The sequence below is a fragment of the Kitasatospora sp. NPDC058190 genome (assembly GCF_042883685.1).
Classification (GTDB): Bacteria; Actinomycetota; Actinomycetes; order Streptomycetales; family Streptomycetaceae; genus Kitasatospora.
Genome location: NZ_JBHVVI010000080.1, coordinates 1 through 16,541, shown reverse-complemented (window position 1 = coordinate 16,541; position 16,541 = coordinate 1). Strand labels below are relative to the sequence as shown.

Here is a 16,541-nt window from a genome sequence, read left to right as displayed (position 1 = left end):
TCCGTGACGCGCGACCAGGCGGCTCTTCGGCGCAGCAAGGCCTTCCGCCCCCGGGGTGGACAATCCTCGATCTTCACCTGGACGAGTGAGCCGCCCTTGTGATCACCCGTCAGGGATAGGTAACCCTTACCTGACGCGACGGTGCGAGCGCCCGCCGATCCTCTCCACCACCAGCGCGCGTCCGCACCCCCACGCGCACCAAGGAGCAGCCTTGAGCACCGCCCTCACCGGAGCCCCGCCCGAATCGCCGCTGTTCATGGACCAGCCCCTCGGGCCCGACCCGCTGCTGCACCCGGATCCCGCCGTCGCCGCCGAACAGGCCGCCCTGGAGGGCCTGCTGCGCTGCTGGACGCGGGAGACCGGCGCCCGGCCCGGGCCGGACGGGCGGCTGCGGATCGACGTCCTCGGCGGCGCCGCCCGGCTCACCGCGCCGGTCCGCTACTGGTCGCCCGGCGGCTGGCACCGGTTCGGCCCGGCCACGCTCTCGGCCGGGGAGGGCGGTGTCGCGGGGGAGGGGGCCGAGGCCCCGGTGGACGCCGTCACCGCCGCCGCGCTGCTCGCCGCCGCGGCCGCCGAACGGCCCGACCCCGGGCAGGTCGCCGACCTCGCCGCCCGGGTGGCCGACTCGGTGGTGCGCACCGCCGAGATCCTCGCCCACCGCCGTACCGCCGCCGAACCCGGCGGGCCGGAGCGCTCACACTTCCTCGCCGCCGAACAGTCCCTGCTGCTCGGCCACCCGCTGCACCCCACCCCGAAGAGCCGCGACGGCCTCGGCCCGGCCCAGAGCGCCGCCTACTCGCCCGAACTGCACGGCTCCTTCCAACTGCACTGGTACGCGGTCGAGCGCGAACTGCTCGCGGCCGGCTCCGCCGTCGCCGACAGCGCCGACCGGCTCACCGCCGCCCTGCTCGGCGGCCGCACCGCCCTGCCGTCCGGGACCGCCGCCCTGCCGCTGCACCCCTGGCAGGCCCGCGAACTCGCCCACCGCCCGGCCGTCGCCGCCCTCCTCGCCGACGGGCTGCTGCACGACCTCGGCCCGGCCGGCGAGCCCTGGTACCCCACCTCCTCGGTGCGCACCGTCTACCGCCCCGGCACACCGTGGATGCTCAAGCTCTCGCTCGGCCTGCGGATCACCAACTCCCGTCGGGAGAACCTGCGCAAGGAGCTGCACCGCGGCCTGGAGATGCACCGGCTGCTGGAGAGCGGGCTGGCCGCCGAGTGGCGCGCCGCCCACCCCGGCTTCGACATCGTCCGCGACCCGGCCTGGATCGGTGTCGACCACCCCGACCTCGGCGACCCCGGCGGCCTGGACACCGTGCTGCGCGCCCAGCCCTTCGCGCCCACCGACCGGGCGCTGTGCGTGGCCGGTCTGGTCGCCGAACAGCCGCTCGGCACCGGCGCCACCGTGCCGTCACGGATCGGTGACACCCTGCGCTCGCTCGCCGCCCGCACGGGCCGCCCGCTGCGCACGGTGGCCGCCGAATGGTTCCTGCGCTACCTGGACGCCGTCGTGCTGCCCGTCCTGTGGTTGGACGGCCGGGGCGGCATCGCCCTGGAGGCGCACCAGCAGAACAGCATCGTGCTGCTGGACGCCGAGGGCTGGCCCTGCGGCGGCCGCTACCGCGACAACCAGGGCTACTACTACCGGGAGAGTGCCGCCGAGCGGCTCACCGCCCGGCTGCCCGGGCTCGGCACGGAGAGCGACACCTTCCTGCCGGACCCGGTGATCGACCACCACTTCGCCTACTACCTCGGCATCAACCACGTCCTCGGCCTGATCGGCGCCCTCGGCTCCCAGGGGCTGGCCGACGAGACGGTGCTGCTGGCCGCGCTGCGCCGGTTCCTGGCCGGCCCGCAGGCGACCGCCACCGGCTCGGCACTGCCGGCGCTGCTGCTGGACGCGCCCACCCTGCCCTGCAAGGCCAACCTGCTCACCCGGATCAACGGCCTGGACGAACTGGTCGGGCCGGTCGCCACCCAGTCCGTGTACGTGGACATCCCCAACCCGGTGGCGGGCGCCTGATGTTCCACGACCTGCCCGGGTGGGGCGAAGTCCCCACCCCGGCCGGCGGGTTCCGGCTCAGCCCGGTCCGGCTGCCCGCCGACCTGGACCTGCTCGCCGGCTGGATGAACGACCCCGAGGTCGACGAGTTCTGGGAGCTCGCCGGGCCGCCCGCCGTCACCGAACGGCACGTCCGGGCCCAACTCGACGGCGACGGCCGCAGCGTGCCCTGCCTGGGCCTGCTCGACGGCGCGCCGATGAGCTACTGGGAGGTCTACCGCGCCGACCTCGACGCGCTCGCCGGGCACTACCCGGCCCGGCCGCACGACACCGGCGTGCACCTGCTGCTCGGCCCCGCCGCCAGCCGCGGCCGGGGCCTGGGCGGTCACCTGCTGGCCGCCCTCGCCGACCTGATCCTCCGGCAACGACCACGGTGCGAACGCGTGGTGGCCGAACCGGACATCCGCAACCGACGCTCGGTCCGGGCCTTCGAGCGGGCCGGATTCCGGGCCACCGCCGAACTCCACCTCCCCGACAAGCGCGCCGCCCTGATGGTCCGCGAACGAGACTCGACTCCCGCCTAGGACACCCCTGTGGACACCTCGACACCCCCGCCCTACGACCTGCTCGGCGTCGGCATCGGCCCGTTCAACCTCTCGCTCGCCGCACTCGCCGAACCCGTACCCGGCCTGCGCACGCTCTTCTGCGACCAGCGCCCGGAGTTTCGCTGGCACCACGGGATGCTGGTGGACGGGGCCCGGATGCAGGTGCCCTTCCTCGCCGACCTGGTCTCCCTGGTCGACCCGACCAACCCGTGGTCCTTCCTCAACTACCTGCGCGCCCAGGACCGGCTGTTCCCGTTCTACTTCGCCGAGCGCTTCCAGCTGCCCCGCCGCGAGTACGACCACTACTGCCGCTGGGCCGCCGAGCGGCTGCCCAACTGCCGCTTCGGCACCGAGGTCACCGCGCTGCACTGGGAGGATCCCCACTACCGGGTCGAGTTGACCGACACCGCGACCGGCCGGCGCTCCGCCGTACGGGCCCGCAACCTCGCGCTCGGCGTCGGCACCCGGCCCGTACTGCCCGAGGCCTTCGCGGGGCTGGCCGGCCACCCGACGGCCTTCCACTCCGCCGAGTACCTCGACCGCCGCGCCGACCTGGCCCGCGCCCGGGACATCACCGTGGTCGGAAGCGGGCAGTCCGGCGCCGAGGTCTTCCTCGACCTGCTCCGCCGCCACGAGGACGACGGCGTCCGGCTGCGCTGGCTCACCCGCACCCGGGCGCTCGCCCCCATGGAGTACTCCAAGCTCGGCCTGGAGCACTTCACCCCCGACTACACCCGCTACTTCCACGGCCTGCCCGGGCCCGTCCGGGACGCCCTGGTCACCGCCCAGTGGCAGCTGCACAAGGCCGCCAGCGCCGAGACCCTCGCCGAGATCCACGACCACCTCTACGAGCGCACCATCGGCCGCCCGATCGACGCCGCCCCGGTCGAGATCACCCCCGGCACCGCCGTCACCGACGCCCGCCCCGGCCCCTGCGGGGGCCTCGAACTGCGCTGCCGGCACACCGACTCCGGCACCGATCACCTGCTGCGCACCGACGCCGTGGTGCTCGCCACCGGCTACCGCGCCGCCCGTCCGGCCGCGCTCGAACCGCTCGCCCACCTGATCGACTGGGACGGGACCGGGCGCTACCGGGTCGACCTCGACCACCGGGTCGCCACCCGGCCCGAGCTCACCGGCGGCCTCTACGTCCAGAACGCCGAACTGCACACCCACGGCGTCGGCACCCCCGACCTGGGCCTCGGCGCCCACCGGGCCGCCGTCATCCTCAACGCCGTCACCGGCCGCACCGTCCACCGACTGCCCGACCGCACCGCCTGGACCGGCTTCGCGCCGCCCGCCCCCGCCGGTCGCGCCGCACAGTCCACCCCCGTCGTCCCCCGTCCCCAGGAGCTGACCCGTGCCGCAACCGTCGGCCGCTGAACCGCCGCTCTACCTACCCCCGCACCTCACCGCCGGGCACTGGCAGCGGGCCGGCCGCGCCCTGCTGGCCAAGATGTTCGGCGAGTTCGCCTACGAGGAACTGCTCACGCCCGTCCCCGGGGCCCTCGACGGCGACTACCTGCTGAAGCTGCCCGAGGCCGAGTACCGCTTCACCGCCCGCCGCGGCGCCTACGGCAGCTGGCAGGTCGACCCGGAGTCCATCCGCTGCTCCCGCCCGGACGGCCTGGACCCGCTGCGCTTCCTCCCGTACGCCCGGCAGACCCTCGGGATGCGCGGCGAGACCACCGCCCACCTGATCCGCGAACTCTCCGCCACCCTGACCGCCGACGCCCGCCAGCTCGCCACCGCGCTCACCGCGGCCGAACTCGCCGAGCTCGACCACCCGGCGCTGGAGGGACGGCAGGGCGGCCACCCGTGGATCGTCCCGAACAAGGGCCGGATCGGCTTCTCCGGCGCCGACACCGCCCGCTGGGCCCCGGAGGCCCGCAGCCCGCGCCCGCTGCCCTGGATCGCCGTCCACCGCCGGCTCGCCCAGTACCGCGGTGTGCCCGGCCTGGAACAGCCCGAGCAGCTGTACGCCCGCGAGCTGGACGACCCGGACGCGCTGCGCGCCCAGCTCGGCGCGGACGCCGACGACTACCTGCTGCTGCCCGTCCACCCCTGGCAGTGGGACGAAACGGTCCTGCCGCTGTTCGCGCCCTGGATCGCCTCCGGCGAGATCGTCCCGCTGCCCTCCGACGGCGACCCACGGCTGCCCCAGCAGTCCATCCGCTCCTTCTTCAACACCGCCCACCCCGAGCGCTGCACCGTCAAGCTGCCGCTGTCCATCCTCAACACCCTGGTCTGGCGCGGCCTGCCGGTCGAGCGCACCCTCGCCGCGCCCGCCGTCACCGCCTGGCTGCACGGGCTGCGCGACGCCGACCCGTACCTGCGGGACGAGTGCCGGGTGATCCTGCTCGGCGAGATCGCCTCCGTCACCGTCGACCACCCGGTCTACCGGGAGATGCCCGAATCGCCGTACCAGTACAAGGAGCTGCTCGGCGCGATCTGGCGCGAACCGCTCGGCCCCTTCCTCGCCGGGGACGAGCGCGCCCGCACCCTGGCCGCCCTGCTGCAGACCGGCTCGGACGGGCGGGCGCTGGCCGCCGAGCTGATCGCCCGCTCCGGCCTCACCCCCGCCGAGTGGACCGGCCGGCTGTTCGCCGCGATGCTGCCGCCGCTGCTGCACTTCCTCTACCGCTACGGGCTGGTCTTCTCCCCGCACGGCGAGAACGCCATCGTGGTCTTCGACGACCGCGGCACCCCGACCCGGCTCGCGGTCAAGGACTTCGTCGACGACGTCAACCTCAGCGACCAGGACCTGCCCGAGCTGCGCGGCCTGCCCGCCGAGGTCGCCGACGTGCTGTTGCGGGACAGCCCGCAGGGGCTCTGCCAGTTCATCCACTCCGGGCTGTTCATCGGCGTCTTCCGCTACCTCGCCCCGCTGCTGGAGGCGCAGGCCGGACTGCCCGAGACCGAGTTCTGGGCCCTGCTGCGCGCCGAGATCCACCGCTACCAGGCCCGCTTCCCCGAGCTGCGCGAGCGCTTCGAGCTGTTCGACCTGTTCCAGCCGCGGATCACCCGGCTCTGCCTCAACCGCAACCGGCTGCTGCTGGACGGCTACCAGGACCGCCCGCACCGCCCGCACGCGGCTCGGCACGGGACGGTGCCGAACGCGCTGGTCGTTGTGGACGTGCGCCTTCCGGCTGGGCGGGACCGGATTGTCACCCCCGCCCCGTAGGGTGGAAGGGCCATGACGAACGACTCCGAACCCCTGCCCGCGACGGACCTCGGCGACGAGGCCGAGGAAGCCGTCGCCGTCCCGCGCTCGCGGATCCCCGAACTGCTGCACGCCGCGGTGGCGGCCGTCGGCGGCGTGGAGCGCCCCGGCCAGATGCGGATGGCCGAGGCCGTCGCCGACGCCGTCGACCACAGCGAGCACCTGCTCGTCCAGGCCGGCACCGGCACCGGGAAGTCCCTGGCCTACCTGGTGCCGGCGCTCGCCCACGGGGACCGCGTGGTGGTCGCCACCGCCACCCTGGCGCTGCAACGCCAGCTGGTGGAGCGGGACTTGCCGCGCACGGTCGACGCGCTGCACCCGGTGCTGCGCCGCCGCCCGCTGTTCGCGATGCTCAAGGGCCGCTCCAACTACCTGTGCCTGCACCGGGCCAACGAGGGCACCCCGAGCGACGAGGGCGAGGGCCTGTTCGACCCGGTGGACGCGCTCGGCGGGCCCACCGGCAAGCTCGGGCAGGAGGTGCTGCGGCTGCGGGAGTGGGCGGACGAGACCGAGACCGGCGACCGCGACGACCTCAGCCCCGGCGTCTCGGACAAGGCCTGGGCCCAGCTGTCGGTCACCTCCAAGGAATGCCTGGGCGCGACCCGCTGCGCGTACGGGCAGGAGTGCTTCGCGGAGAAGGCGCGGGAACGGGCCAAGCTGGCGGACGTCGTGGTGACCAACCACGCGATGCTCGCGATCGACGCGATCGAGGGCGCGCCGGTGCTGCCCGAGCACGGGCTGCTGATCGTGGACGAGGCGCACGAGCTGGTCAACCGGGTCACCGGCGCGGCCACCGCCGAGCTGACCGTCGGCGCGGTCAACCGGGCGGTGAAGCGGGCGGCCCGGCTGGCCAACGAGAAGGCCGTGGACGCGCTGCAGGCCGCCGCCGAGAACTACCACGGCTTGATGGAGACCGCCCAGCCCGGCCGGGTCGAGGAGCTGCCCGAGTACCTGGCGTACGCGGTCACCGCGATCCGCGACGCCGCCCGGCAGGTGATCACCTCGCTCGGTGAGACCCGGGACAAGGGACTCAGCGACGAGGACGCGGTCCGCAAGCAGGCGATGGCCTCGGCCGAGACGCTGCACGAGACCGCCGACCGGCTGTTGGAGGACTCCGAGTACGACGTGGTCTGGATCGAGCGCAGCGACCGCTACGGGCTGGGCACCGCCTCGCTGCGGGTGGCCCCGCTCAGCGTCTCCGGACTGCTGCGCGAGGGGCTGTACAAGGAGCGCTCGGTCGTCCTCACCTCGGCCACGCTCAAGCTCGGCGGGGACTTCAACGGCGTGGCCGGCTCGCTCGGCCTGCCCAAGGAGACCCGACTGCCGGACGATCGCACGTCCGGCGACAACCCGGAGCCCGGCTTCGGGGAGGACGCCGTCCCGTACTGGCGGGGCATCGACGTCGGCTCGCCGTTCAAGTACCCCAAGCAGGGCATCCTGTATGTCGCCAAGCACCTCGCCGACCCCGGGCGCGACCCCGAACGGCCGGACATGCTGGACGAGTTGGCCGAGCTGATCGGTGCGGCCGGCGGCCGGACGCTGGGCCTGTTCTCCTCGATGCGCGGTGCCCAGACGGCCGCGGAGGCGCTGCGGGAGCGGCTCGACAACCGGATCCTGCTCCAGGGGGAGGACACCCTGGGCGAGTTGATCCGCGAATTCGCCTCGGACGCGACCACCTGTCTGTTCGGCACCCTCTCGCTCTGGCAGGGCGTGGACGTGCCCGGCTCGGCCTGCCAACTGGTCGTGATGGACCGGATCCCGTTCCCGCGACCGGACGACCCGCTGATGAGCGCCCGCCAGAAGGACGTCGAACAGCACGGCGGGAACGGCTTCATGGCGGTCGCGGCGACGCACGCGGCGCTGCTGATGGCGCAGGGCGCCGGCCGGCTGGTGCGGGCGGCAGACGACCGGGGCGTGGTGGCGGTGCTCGACCCGCGGGTGGAGACCAAGCGGTACGGGGGCTTCTTCCGGTCCTCGATGCCGGAGTTCTGGTACACCACGGACCGCAACCAGGTGCGCCGCTCGCTGGCGGCGATCGACGCCTCGGCGGCGCCGGTGCGGCCGGTGGTGAAGCGGGGCTGAGGGCGGCCGCCGCCGCGTTCACCCGCGCGACGACGGAGGGGCTCCCCGCTGACGCGGTGGAGCCCCTTCCCGTTCCGGGCCCGGGAGCTTCTCAGAGGCGGCGCAGGACCGCGACGACCTTGCCCAGGATGGTCGCGTTGTCGCCGTTGATCGGCTCGTACGCCGGGTTGTGCGGCATCAGCCAGATCCGGCCGTCCTCGCGCTTGAGCCGCTTGACGGTGGCCTCGCCGTCGATCATCGCGGCCACGATGTCGCCGTTCTCGGCGACCGGCTGGCGGCGCACGGTGACCCAGTCGCCGTCGCAGATGGCCGCCTCGATCATCGAGTCGCCGCGCACGGTGAGCGCGAACAGCTCGCCCTCGCCGACCAGCTGGCGGGGCAGCGGGAAGACGTCCTCGACCGTCTGCTCGGCCAGGATCGGACCGCCGGCGGCGATCCGGCCGACCAACGGCACGTAGGAGGTGGACGGGCGGCCGGCCGTCTCGGCGGTGTTGGGGCGGGCCACCTCGACGCCGCGGACCTCGTAGGCGCGCGGGCGGTGCGGGTCCCGGCGGAGGAAGCCCTTGCGCTCCAGGGCCATCAGCTGGTGGGCCACGGAGGAGGTGCTGGACAGGCCGACGGCCTGGCCGATCTCGCGCATGGACGGCGGGTAGCCGCGGCGCTGGACGGAGTCGCGGATGACCTCGATCACCCGGCGCTGGCGCTCGGTGAGGCCGGCCTCGTCGGTGCGGATGCCGGGGGGGCGTCCGGGCATCGCGCGGGCGGGGGAGGGGTGGGTTTCGTCCATGACGGAGGAGTGTTCGATCGGCTGGTCGGGAACGCGGCTCACGGTGGAAAGGGCCGCGCCGGAGAGGCGGTGGTCTTCGCTACGGTCCATGCTGATGTCCACACTCTGCTGATTCGTGGTGCGCTGCCCCACCTTGAACTGGGAGTGTTCCTGCACCGGGATGGTGTTGGTTTCGATGGTGTTCACGGCGGCCCCTCTCGACGGCTGTCCTCTCCCTTTTCCAGCCCAACGCACCTCCTATCGAAAGGTTGCGCCAAACACACGTTCGAGTGAATTATTCGGGAGTTGGCTGACTCGATCAAGGCTTTGTTGTACATCGAGTAAATGTTCGACTGGATGCCGACTCCGGAAGTCTAATCGGCGCCGACACGCCAGGGGTGTCACTTCCCCCTGAGACCTACATGTAGTGGCTAGAGTCCTCTCCGTGCCCAGTACTAGTGGTCGCGTCGCATGATCAGCTTGCCGAGGGCGGGGGCGCATCGCTTAGACTCGACACGTCCGCACGTCCTGCCAGGGAGGGATCCCCAGGTGCACTGCCCCTTCTGCCGGCACTCCGACAGCCGCGTTGTCGACAGTCGGACCACCGAGGACGGCAGCTGCATCCGCCGTCGTCGACAGTGCCCGGACTGTGGCCGCCGTTTCACCACCGTGGAGACGGCCGCGCTCATGGTCATCAAGCGCAGCGGCGTCACCGAGCCGTTCTCCCGGCAGAAGGTCATCACCGGTGTCCGCAAGGCCTGCCAGGGCCGCCCGGTCACCGAGGACGCCCTGGCCCAGCTCGGCCAGCGGGTCGAGGAGTGCGTGCGCGCCAGCGGCAACGCCGAGCTGACCACCCACGACGTCGGGCTGGCCATACTCGGCCCGCTCAAGGAGCTCGACGTGGTCGCCTACCTGCGCTTCGCCAGCGTGTACCAGGCGTACGACGGACTCGAAGACTTCGAGGCCGCCATCGCGGAACTCCGCGCCGAGCGGCCCGTCCCCGAGGCGGACGGCACTCCCGTGCCCGTTCCCGCCACCGCGCCCTAGGCGGCGCCGGGCCCCACGAGGGCCCTCCAGCCAGCACCACATGGCCCCACGGGGCCCACGCGTGCCCGAAAACGGGGCACAGAACACTACAAACCGTGCGTAAGCGGGCGAGGTCTCCGCCTGCCCGCACACCGGAAGAACGAACCAGCGGTGCCCGGATTTTTCGGGGCACTTCGGGCGTTTGCCCAGGAGGAGGAGCGAGAAGTGACAGACACCACGAGCGGTTCCGCACGCGGGTCGAAGTCCGAGAAGGCCGTGGCCAAGGGCGCCAAGGCCTCGAAGGGCGGTCTCCGGATGGAGCGCATCTACACCACCCCTGGCGTGCACCCCTACGACGAGGTCCGCTGGGAGCGGCGGGACGTCGTCATGACCAACTGGCGCGACGGCTCGATCAACTTCGAGCAGCGCGGTGTCGAGTTCCCCGACTTCTGGTCGGTCAACGCCGTCAACATCGTCACGTCCAAGTACTTCCGCGGCGCCGTCGGCACCCCGCAGCGCGAGTGGAGCCTCAAGCAGATCATCGACCGCGTGGTCCTCACCTACCGCGCGGCCGGCGAGAAGCACGGCTACTTCGCCACCAAGGACGACGCCGACGTCTTCGAGCACGAGCTGACCCACGCCCTCCTCCACCAGGTGTTCAGCTTCAACTCGCCGGTCTGGTTCAACGTCGGCACCAAGCAGCCCCAGCAGGTCAGCGCCTGCTTCATCCTGTCCGTCGACGACTCCATGGAGTCGATCCTCGACTGGTACAAGGAAGAGGGCATGATCTTCAAGGGCGGCTCCGGCGCCGGCCTCAACCTCTCCCGCATCCGCTCCTCCAAGGAACTGCTCTCCTCCGGCGGCAACGCCTCCGGCCCGGTCTCCTTCATGCGCGGCGCCGACGCCTCGGCCGGCACCATCAAGTCCGGCGGCGCCACCCGCCGCGCGGCCAAGATGGTCGTGCTGGACGTCGACCACCCGGACGTCGAGGCCTTCATCGAGACCAAGGTGAAGGAGGAGGAGAAGATCCGCGCCCTGCGCGACGCGGGCTTCGACATGGACCTCGGCGGCGACGACATCGCGTCCGTCCAGTACCAGAACGCCAACAACTCGGTCCGCGTCAACGACGAATTCATGACCGCCGTCGAGAACGGCACCGAATTCGGCCTGCGCGCCCGGATGACCGGCGAGGTCATCGAGACCGTCGACGCCAAGAAGCTGTTCCGCAAGATGGCCGAGGCCGCCTGGGCCTGCGCCGACCCCGGAATCCAGTACGACACCACCATTAACCGCTGGCACACCTGCCCCGAGTCCGGCCGCATCAACGCCTCCAACCCGTGCTCGGAGTACATGCACCTGGACAACTCCAGCTGCAACCTCGCCTCGCTGAACCTGATGAAGTTCCTGCGCGACGACGACTCGTTCGACGCCCAGACCTTCGCCAAGGTCGTCGAGCTGGTCATCACCGCGATGGACATCTCCATCTGCTTCGCCGACTTCCCGACCGAGAAGATCGGCGAGACCACCCGCGCCTTCCGCCAGCTCGGCATCGGCTACGCCAACCTCGGCGCCCTGCTGATGGCCACCGGCCACGCCTACGACAGCGAGGGCGGCCGCGCCCTGGCCGGCGCCATCACCTCGCTGATGACCGGCACCGCCTACCGCCGCGGCGCCGAACTCGCCGGCGTGGTCGGCCCGTACGACGGCTACGCCCGCAACGCGGCCGCCCACCAGCAGGTCATGAAGCAGCACGCCGACGCCTCGCTGGACGCCGTCTCCTTCGACGACCTGGACGCCCCGGTCTGGCTCGCGGCCAACAAGTCCTGGCAGGACGTGCTGCGCATCGGCGCGCAGAACGGTTTCCGCAACGCCCAGGCCTCGGTGCTCGCCCCCACCGGCACCATCGGCCTGATGATGGACTGCGACACCACCGGCGTCGAGCCCGACCTCGCCCTGGTCAAGTTCAAGAAGCTCGTCGGCGGCGGCTCGATGCAGATCGTCAACGGCACCGTCCCGCGCGCCCTCAAGCGCCTCGGCTACCAGGACGAGCAGATCGAGGCGATCGTCGCCCACATCGCCGAGCACGGCAACGTGGTGGACGCGCCGGGCCTGAAGACCGAGCACTACGAGGTCTTCGACTGCGCGATGGGTGAGCGCGTCATCTCGGCCATGGGCCACGTGCGGATGATGGCCGCGATCCAGCCGTGGATCTCCGGCGCCATCTCCAAGACGGTGAACATGCCGGAGACCGCCACCATCGAGGAGATCGAGGAGATCTACTTCGAGGCGTGGAAGATGGGCGTCAAGGCGCTCGCCATCTACCGTGACAACTGCAAGGTCGGCCAGCCGCTCTCGGCGAAGAAGAAGGACTCCGAGGCCAAGGCCGAGGAGGCCCCGGCCGCCGTGGTCGAGAAGGTCGTCGAGTACCGCCCGGTCCGCAAGCGCCTGCCCAAGGGTCGTCCGGGCATCACCACCTCCTTCACGGTCGGTGGCGCCGAGGGCTACATGACCGCCAACTCCTACCCGGACGACGGCCTCGGCGAGGTCTTCCTGAAGATGTCCAAGCAGGGCTCGACCCTCGCGGGCATGATGGACGCCTTCTCCATCGCCGTCTCGGTCGGCCTGCAGTACGGCGTGCCGCTGGAGACCTACGTCTCGAAGTTCACCAACATGCGCTTCGAGCCGGCCGGTCTGACCGACGACCCGGACGTGCGGATGGCGCAGTCGATCGTCGACTACATCTTCCGCCGCCTGGCGCTGGACTTCCTGCCGTTCGAGACCCGCTCGGCGCTCGGCATCCACTCCGTCGAGGAGCGCACGCGCCACCTGGAGACGGGCTCGTACGAGCCGCTGGAGGCCGAGGAGATCGACACCGAGTCGCTGGCCCAGTCCGCCCCGGTGGCCGCCGCCAAGCCGGTCCCGGTCGTCGAGGCGCCCAAGGCGGCTCCGAAGCAGGCCCACAACTCCACGGAGCTGATGGAGATCCAGCTCGGCCTCAACGCCGACGCGCCGCTCTGCTTCTCCTGCGGCACCAAGATGCGCCGCGCCGGCAGCTGCTACCTCTGCGAGGGCTGCGGCTCCACCAGCGGCTGCAGCTGACGATCCCGGCGTTCACCTCGGTGAGGTGAACCGCTGAAGCGGGGCGAGGACTTCACGGTCCTCGCCCCGCTTTCTCGCGTTCCCGGGAAGCCGATGTCACGGATGCGGGCGGTGTCCGGTCCGTAGGGGGTGACGGCTTTTCCCGAGAGGAGCGGTGTGGTGACGGGGACGGTGCTGGTGACCGGGGCGACGGGGACGCTGGGGCGGGAGGTGGTGCGGCTGCTGGTCGCGCGCGGGGTGGCGGTGCGGGGGTTGAGCCGGCGGGCGCGCGGCGGGGGTGACGGGGTCGAGTGGGTGGTCGGGGACCTGGTGACCGGGGCCGGGATCGCGGAGGCGGTCGCCGGGGTCGAGACGGTGGTGGACTGCGCGACCACCCAGGGGAAGCAGGACGTGGCCGGGGTCGAGCGGCTGGTGGCGGAGGCCCGGCAGGCCGGGGTGCGGCACCTGGTGTACGTGTCGATCGTGGGGATCGACCGGGTGCCGATCGCGTACTACAAGGCGAAGCTCGCCTGTGAGCGGGTGGTGCGGGAGTCGGGGCTGGGGTGGACGGTGCTGCGGGCGACGCAGTTCCACGACCTGCTGTTCAAGGCCTTCGGGGTGAGCGCGAAGCTGCCGGTGTTCCCGGTGGTGACCGGCGCCCGGATCCAGCCGGTGGACGTCCGGGAGGTGGCGGCGCACGTCGCGCGGCTGGTGGGGGCGGAGCCGGCCGGGTTCGCGCCGGAGGTGGGCGGGCCGCGGGCGCGGTCGTACCGGGAGCTGGCCGAGGCGTACCTGCGGGCGGCGGGCCGGCGGCGCGTGCTGCTGCCGCTGCGGGTGCCGGGCGCGGTGGGACGGGCGCTGCGGGCGGGCGGGCTCACGGCACCGGAGCGGGCGGTGGGGCGGGGGACCTTCGAGGAGGCGTTGGCGCGGCGGTTCGGGTGAGTCCCGCAGTCGTCAACCAGGGTTGACACTCCCGCAGTTGTCAACCAAAGTTGACGGCATGAGCGAGAGCGGAGAGCTCGCGGCCGCCGCGAGCAGTCGTGACCCCGCCGTGGGGCTCCGGGCGGTCCGCGCCCTGCGTGATCTGGCGGACCGCCTGGAGTCCCTGCAGGTGGGCAACGCCCGGTCGCAGGGCTGGTCCTGGCAGGACATCGCGGTCTGCCTCGGGGTGACCAGGCAGGCGGTGCACAAGAAGTACGCACGGCGGGGGCCCGGCAGGGGCGAGGACGGAGGCTGAGCGACGTTCGAACGGTTCGCTTGCGGAGCCCGGAGGGCTGTGGTCATCGCGCAGGAGGAGGCGCGGCAGCTGCGGCAGTTCTCGCCCCCGGCGAAGAAGGCGCTGGAGCTGTCGTTGCGCGAGTCGCTGCGGCTGAAGTCGAAGGAGATCGGGGTGGGGCACCTGCTGCTCGGGGTGCTGCGCGAGGGGGAGGGGCTCGGGGCGCTGGTGGTCGCCGAGCAAGGGCTGGACACGGCGGTCGTGCGGCGGGCGGTGGAGGCCGGACTGGCCTGAGCCCGGCCCCGGTGGGGCCTGCGGTGAGGCGTCGGTCGTGTCGCGGACCGGTGTGCGAGGCGTGAATGAAGGAGATTGACCGTCAACTAGCGGCTTGAGGCCAATGTCTGAATCGATATGATCGGCCGAAAGCGTGAACGGATCAGCCGCCCGGAGACGTTTCACGACGTCGCCGGGCGGCTCGTATGCGCTCGACCCGCTGTCGGCGGCCGCAACCGTCGCCGATCCGCCGCCCGCGCCGCCGCCCGCCGACGTTGCCGAGGACCGCCCCGATGAGAGAAGCCACCAGCCCCGACGGTCGACCGCGCCGCCGTCCCGCGCCGCGCACCGTCGCCCTCACGGCGGCCGCCGTCCTGCTGGCCCTGGTCGCCGCACCGGTCGGCGTCGGCCGGGCCCTGAGCGCGCACCAGCCGCTCACCGCCCTCGCGGTGGGCGCTGTCACGGTGCTCTGGCTGATCGCGGTCGGCGTGGCCGCGTCCGGTGCCGAACGCTCCCGCCGGCTGGCCGAGGCGGTGGAGGAGCAGCAGCAGGAAACGATGACGGCGCTGGTCGTGGCCGGCAGCGCCCGGCAGGCCGAGGCGGCCGCCAAGGAGCGCGCCACCGCCGCGCAGGCCGAACGGGACGCCGCCCGCGCCGAGCAGGCCCGCGCCGAGGCGGACGTCACCGCCGCGCACGCCGAGCTGGACCGGCTGCGGGCCGAGCTGGACGCCGAGCGGGCCGAGGCCGAGGCCGCCCGGGAGCGGGCCGCCGCCGAGCGCGCCGAGCTGGACCGGATCGCCGAGGGCGTGCTGCCCGAGGTGGTGAAGAAGCTCCGCGGGGGCGCGGCCGTGGACAGCGCGCTGACCGCCCACCGCAAGCACCCCCAGTACGCGCTGCTGCGCGCCGTCGGCGAGGAGATCGGCCGGGGTGAACGGCTGCGGGCCGCCGCGCTGGCGGTCTGCGCGACCGCCGCCGGCCGGGTGCAGGCGCTGGCCACGAGCATGCACGCCGAGCTGCGTGAGATGCAGCACCGGCACGACGAGGAGGTCCTCGGCGACCTGCTGCGCCTGGACCACTCGACCGCCCAGGCGGGCCGGATGGCGGACAGCATCGCGGTGCTCACCGGGGCCCGTTCGGGCCGCCGCTGGGCCAAGCCGATCGCGGTGGAGTCGGTGCTGCGCGGCGCGCTCGGCCGGATCGGCGCCTACCAGCGGGTGCGGCTGCACAACGCCAGCACCGCCGCGGTCGCCGGGTACGCGGCCGAGGGCGTGATGCACGCGCTGGCCGAACTGCTGGACAACGCCACCAACTTCTCCGCCCCGCCGGCCGAGGTGCACGTCTACGTCGAGGAGGTGCCGGCCGGTCTGGCGGTCGCCGTCGAGGACAGCGGGCTGGGCCTGAGCGACAGTTGGCTGCGCCGCGCCGAACGGGCCGTCTCCGCCGAGCCGCAGGACCTCACCACGCTCTCCGCCGGTACCCGGCTGGGCCTCGCGGTGGTCGGCATGCTGGCGCGCAAGCACGGGCTGCAGATCTCCTTCCGGCCGTCGGCGCGCGGCGGCACCGGAGTGGTGATGCTGATTCCGCAGCAGCTGGTCACCCACCAGGCCCAGGCGCCCGTCCAGACCCCCGCGCCGGCCGTGGAGTCCTTGCGCCCCGCGCTCACCCCCGCCCGCCCGGCGCCCGCCTCGCTGCCGCCCGCGCCCGCCGCACCGAGCGCCGCCCCGATGGCGGTACCCGCCGCGGTACCGGCCGCCACGGCGGTTCCGGCGCCCACCGTCCCCGCCCAGAGCCCGGCCGCGCCCGCCCGGATGACCGACAGCGGCCTGCCGCAGCGCCGACGCGGGCAGACGCTGTCCACCACCACCCCGGCGGCCGCTCCCGCCACGAAGCCCGTACGGAACGACGCGGCGGGCGCCGCCGCCCGGTTCGGTGCCTTCCGCCGGGCCGCCCAGTCGGCAGTGCCCGTACCGGCCGCAGTGCCGACACCGGCCGCCACGCCCGTACCCGCGGCGACGCCGACCGCGGACACCGACACCACGCCCGACGCTTCCCCCGCCACTGACAAGGACTTCTGATGAGCAGCGCCACCGACCGCGACCTCGACTGGCTGTTGGAAAACCTGCTGGCGGCGACCCCCGGTACCCGGCACGCCCTGGTTCTCTCCGCCGACGGCCTTGAGGTTCCCCCGAGGTGCGGAAGGTTGCCCGAGATGGCCTGATGGGTCATGAGAAGGGAGCCTTTGTGATGGCTGCTCAGATGAAGTACCCGCC

General features: G+C 72.9%; 12 protein-coding genes and 1 pseudogene. 12 read left to right on the top strand and 1 reads right to left on the bottom strand.

Features of this window, described 5'->3' with window-relative positions; genetic code table 11:
• Nucleotides 1–211 precede the first annotated feature (211 nt).
• Genes ACFVWU_RS30275 through ACFVWU_RS30255 form a run of 5 tightly spaced genes read left to right on the top strand, consistent with a single transcriptional unit; the run spans nt 212 to nt 7,912 of the window.
• Nucleotides 212–2,023, top strand: a complete 1,812-nt coding sequence (locus ACFVWU_RS30275) for an IucA/IucC family protein (protein ID WP_387626891.1) — start codon at nt 212–214, stop codon at nt 2,021–2,023.
• Nucleotides 1,915–2,586 carry a GNAT family N-acetyltransferase gene (locus ACFVWU_RS30270; protein WP_387626929.1) on the top strand — a complete coding sequence of 224 codons (672 nt, stop codon included), beginning with the start codon at nt 1,915–1,917 and terminating at the stop codon, nt 2,584–2,586. The genes ACFVWU_RS30275 and ACFVWU_RS30270 overlap by 109 nt, the downstream gene beginning before the upstream one ends.
• Nucleotides 2,587–2,595: 9 nt before the next feature.
• On the top strand, nt 2,596–3,990 hold the full coding sequence (locus ACFVWU_RS30265; RefSeq protein WP_387626889.1) for a lysine N(6)-hydroxylase/L-ornithine N(5)-oxygenase family protein: 1,395 nt from the start codon (nt 2,596–2,598) through the stop codon (nt 3,988–3,990).
• A complete protein-coding gene (locus ACFVWU_RS30260) occupies nt 3,968–5,791 on the top strand; it encodes an IucA/IucC family protein (protein WP_387626887.1) in 1,824 nt (607 codons plus the stop codon). The genes ACFVWU_RS30265 and ACFVWU_RS30260 overlap by 23 nt, the downstream gene beginning before the upstream one ends.
• A gap of 12 nt (nt 5,792–5,803) precedes the next feature.
• Complete coding sequence (locus ACFVWU_RS30255; RefSeq protein ID WP_387626885.1) at nt 5,804–7,912, top strand: ATP-dependent DNA helicase; 2,109 nt, start codon at nt 5,804–5,806, stop codon at nt 7,910–7,912.
• Nucleotides 7,913–8,003: 91 nt separating this feature from the next.
• Here the strand turns inward: ACFVWU_RS30255 and lexA are convergent, their stop codons facing one another.
• Nucleotides 8,004–8,699, bottom strand: coding sequence for a transcriptional repressor LexA (gene lexA, locus ACFVWU_RS30250; RefSeq protein ID WP_387626928.1), 696 nt, complete (start codon nt 8,697–8,699; stop codon nt 8,004–8,006).
• A gap of 528 nt (nt 8,700–9,227) precedes the next feature.
• On the opposite strand from lexA, the gene nrdR reads away from it, so the two are divergent.
• The 7 genes and pseudogenes from nrdR to ACFVWU_RS30215 all read left to right on the top strand — a co-directional run.
• Nucleotides 9,228–9,725, top strand: a complete 498-nt coding sequence (nrdR, locus tag ACFVWU_RS30245) for a transcriptional regulator NrdR (RefSeq protein WP_380611943.1) — start codon at nt 9,228–9,230, stop codon at nt 9,723–9,725.
• Nucleotides 9,726–9,929: 204 nt separating this feature from the next.
• The gene (locus tag ACFVWU_RS30240) at nt 9,930–12,803 is read left to right on the top strand and encodes a vitamin B12-dependent ribonucleotide reductase (protein WP_387626884.1); all 2,874 of its coding nucleotides are present in this window, start codon (nt 9,930–9,932) and stop codon (nt 12,801–12,803) included.
• A gap of 159 nt (nt 12,804–12,962) precedes the next feature.
• Entirely contained in the window at nt 12,963–13,724 is a 762-nt protein-coding gene (locus tag ACFVWU_RS30235; RefSeq protein ID WP_387626883.1) for an SDR family oxidoreductase, read from the top strand.
• 58 nt (nt 13,725–13,782) lie between these two features.
• Complete coding sequence (locus tag ACFVWU_RS30230; protein WP_387626881.1) at nt 13,783–14,019, top strand: RNA polymerase subunit sigma-70; 237 nt, start codon at nt 13,783–13,785, stop codon at nt 14,017–14,019.
• A 39-nt stretch (nt 14,020–14,058) separates the two neighbouring features.
• A complete protein-coding gene (locus ACFVWU_RS30225) occupies nt 14,059–14,292 on the top strand; it encodes a Clp protease N-terminal domain-containing protein (protein WP_387626879.1) in 234 nt (77 codons plus the stop codon).
• Nucleotides 14,293–14,564: 272 nt separating this feature from the next.
• Nucleotides 14,565–16,346, top strand: coding sequence for a sensor histidine kinase (locus ACFVWU_RS30220; RefSeq protein WP_387626877.1), 1,782 nt, complete (start codon nt 14,565–14,567; stop codon nt 16,344–16,346).
• A pseudogene (locus tag ACFVWU_RS30215) lies at nt 16,346–16,486 on the top strand (roadblock/LC7 domain-containing protein); the annotation flags it as partial. The gene ACFVWU_RS30220 and the pseudogene ACFVWU_RS30215, both read left to right, overlap by 1 nt.
• Nucleotides 16,487–16,541: the final 55 nt, after the last annotated feature.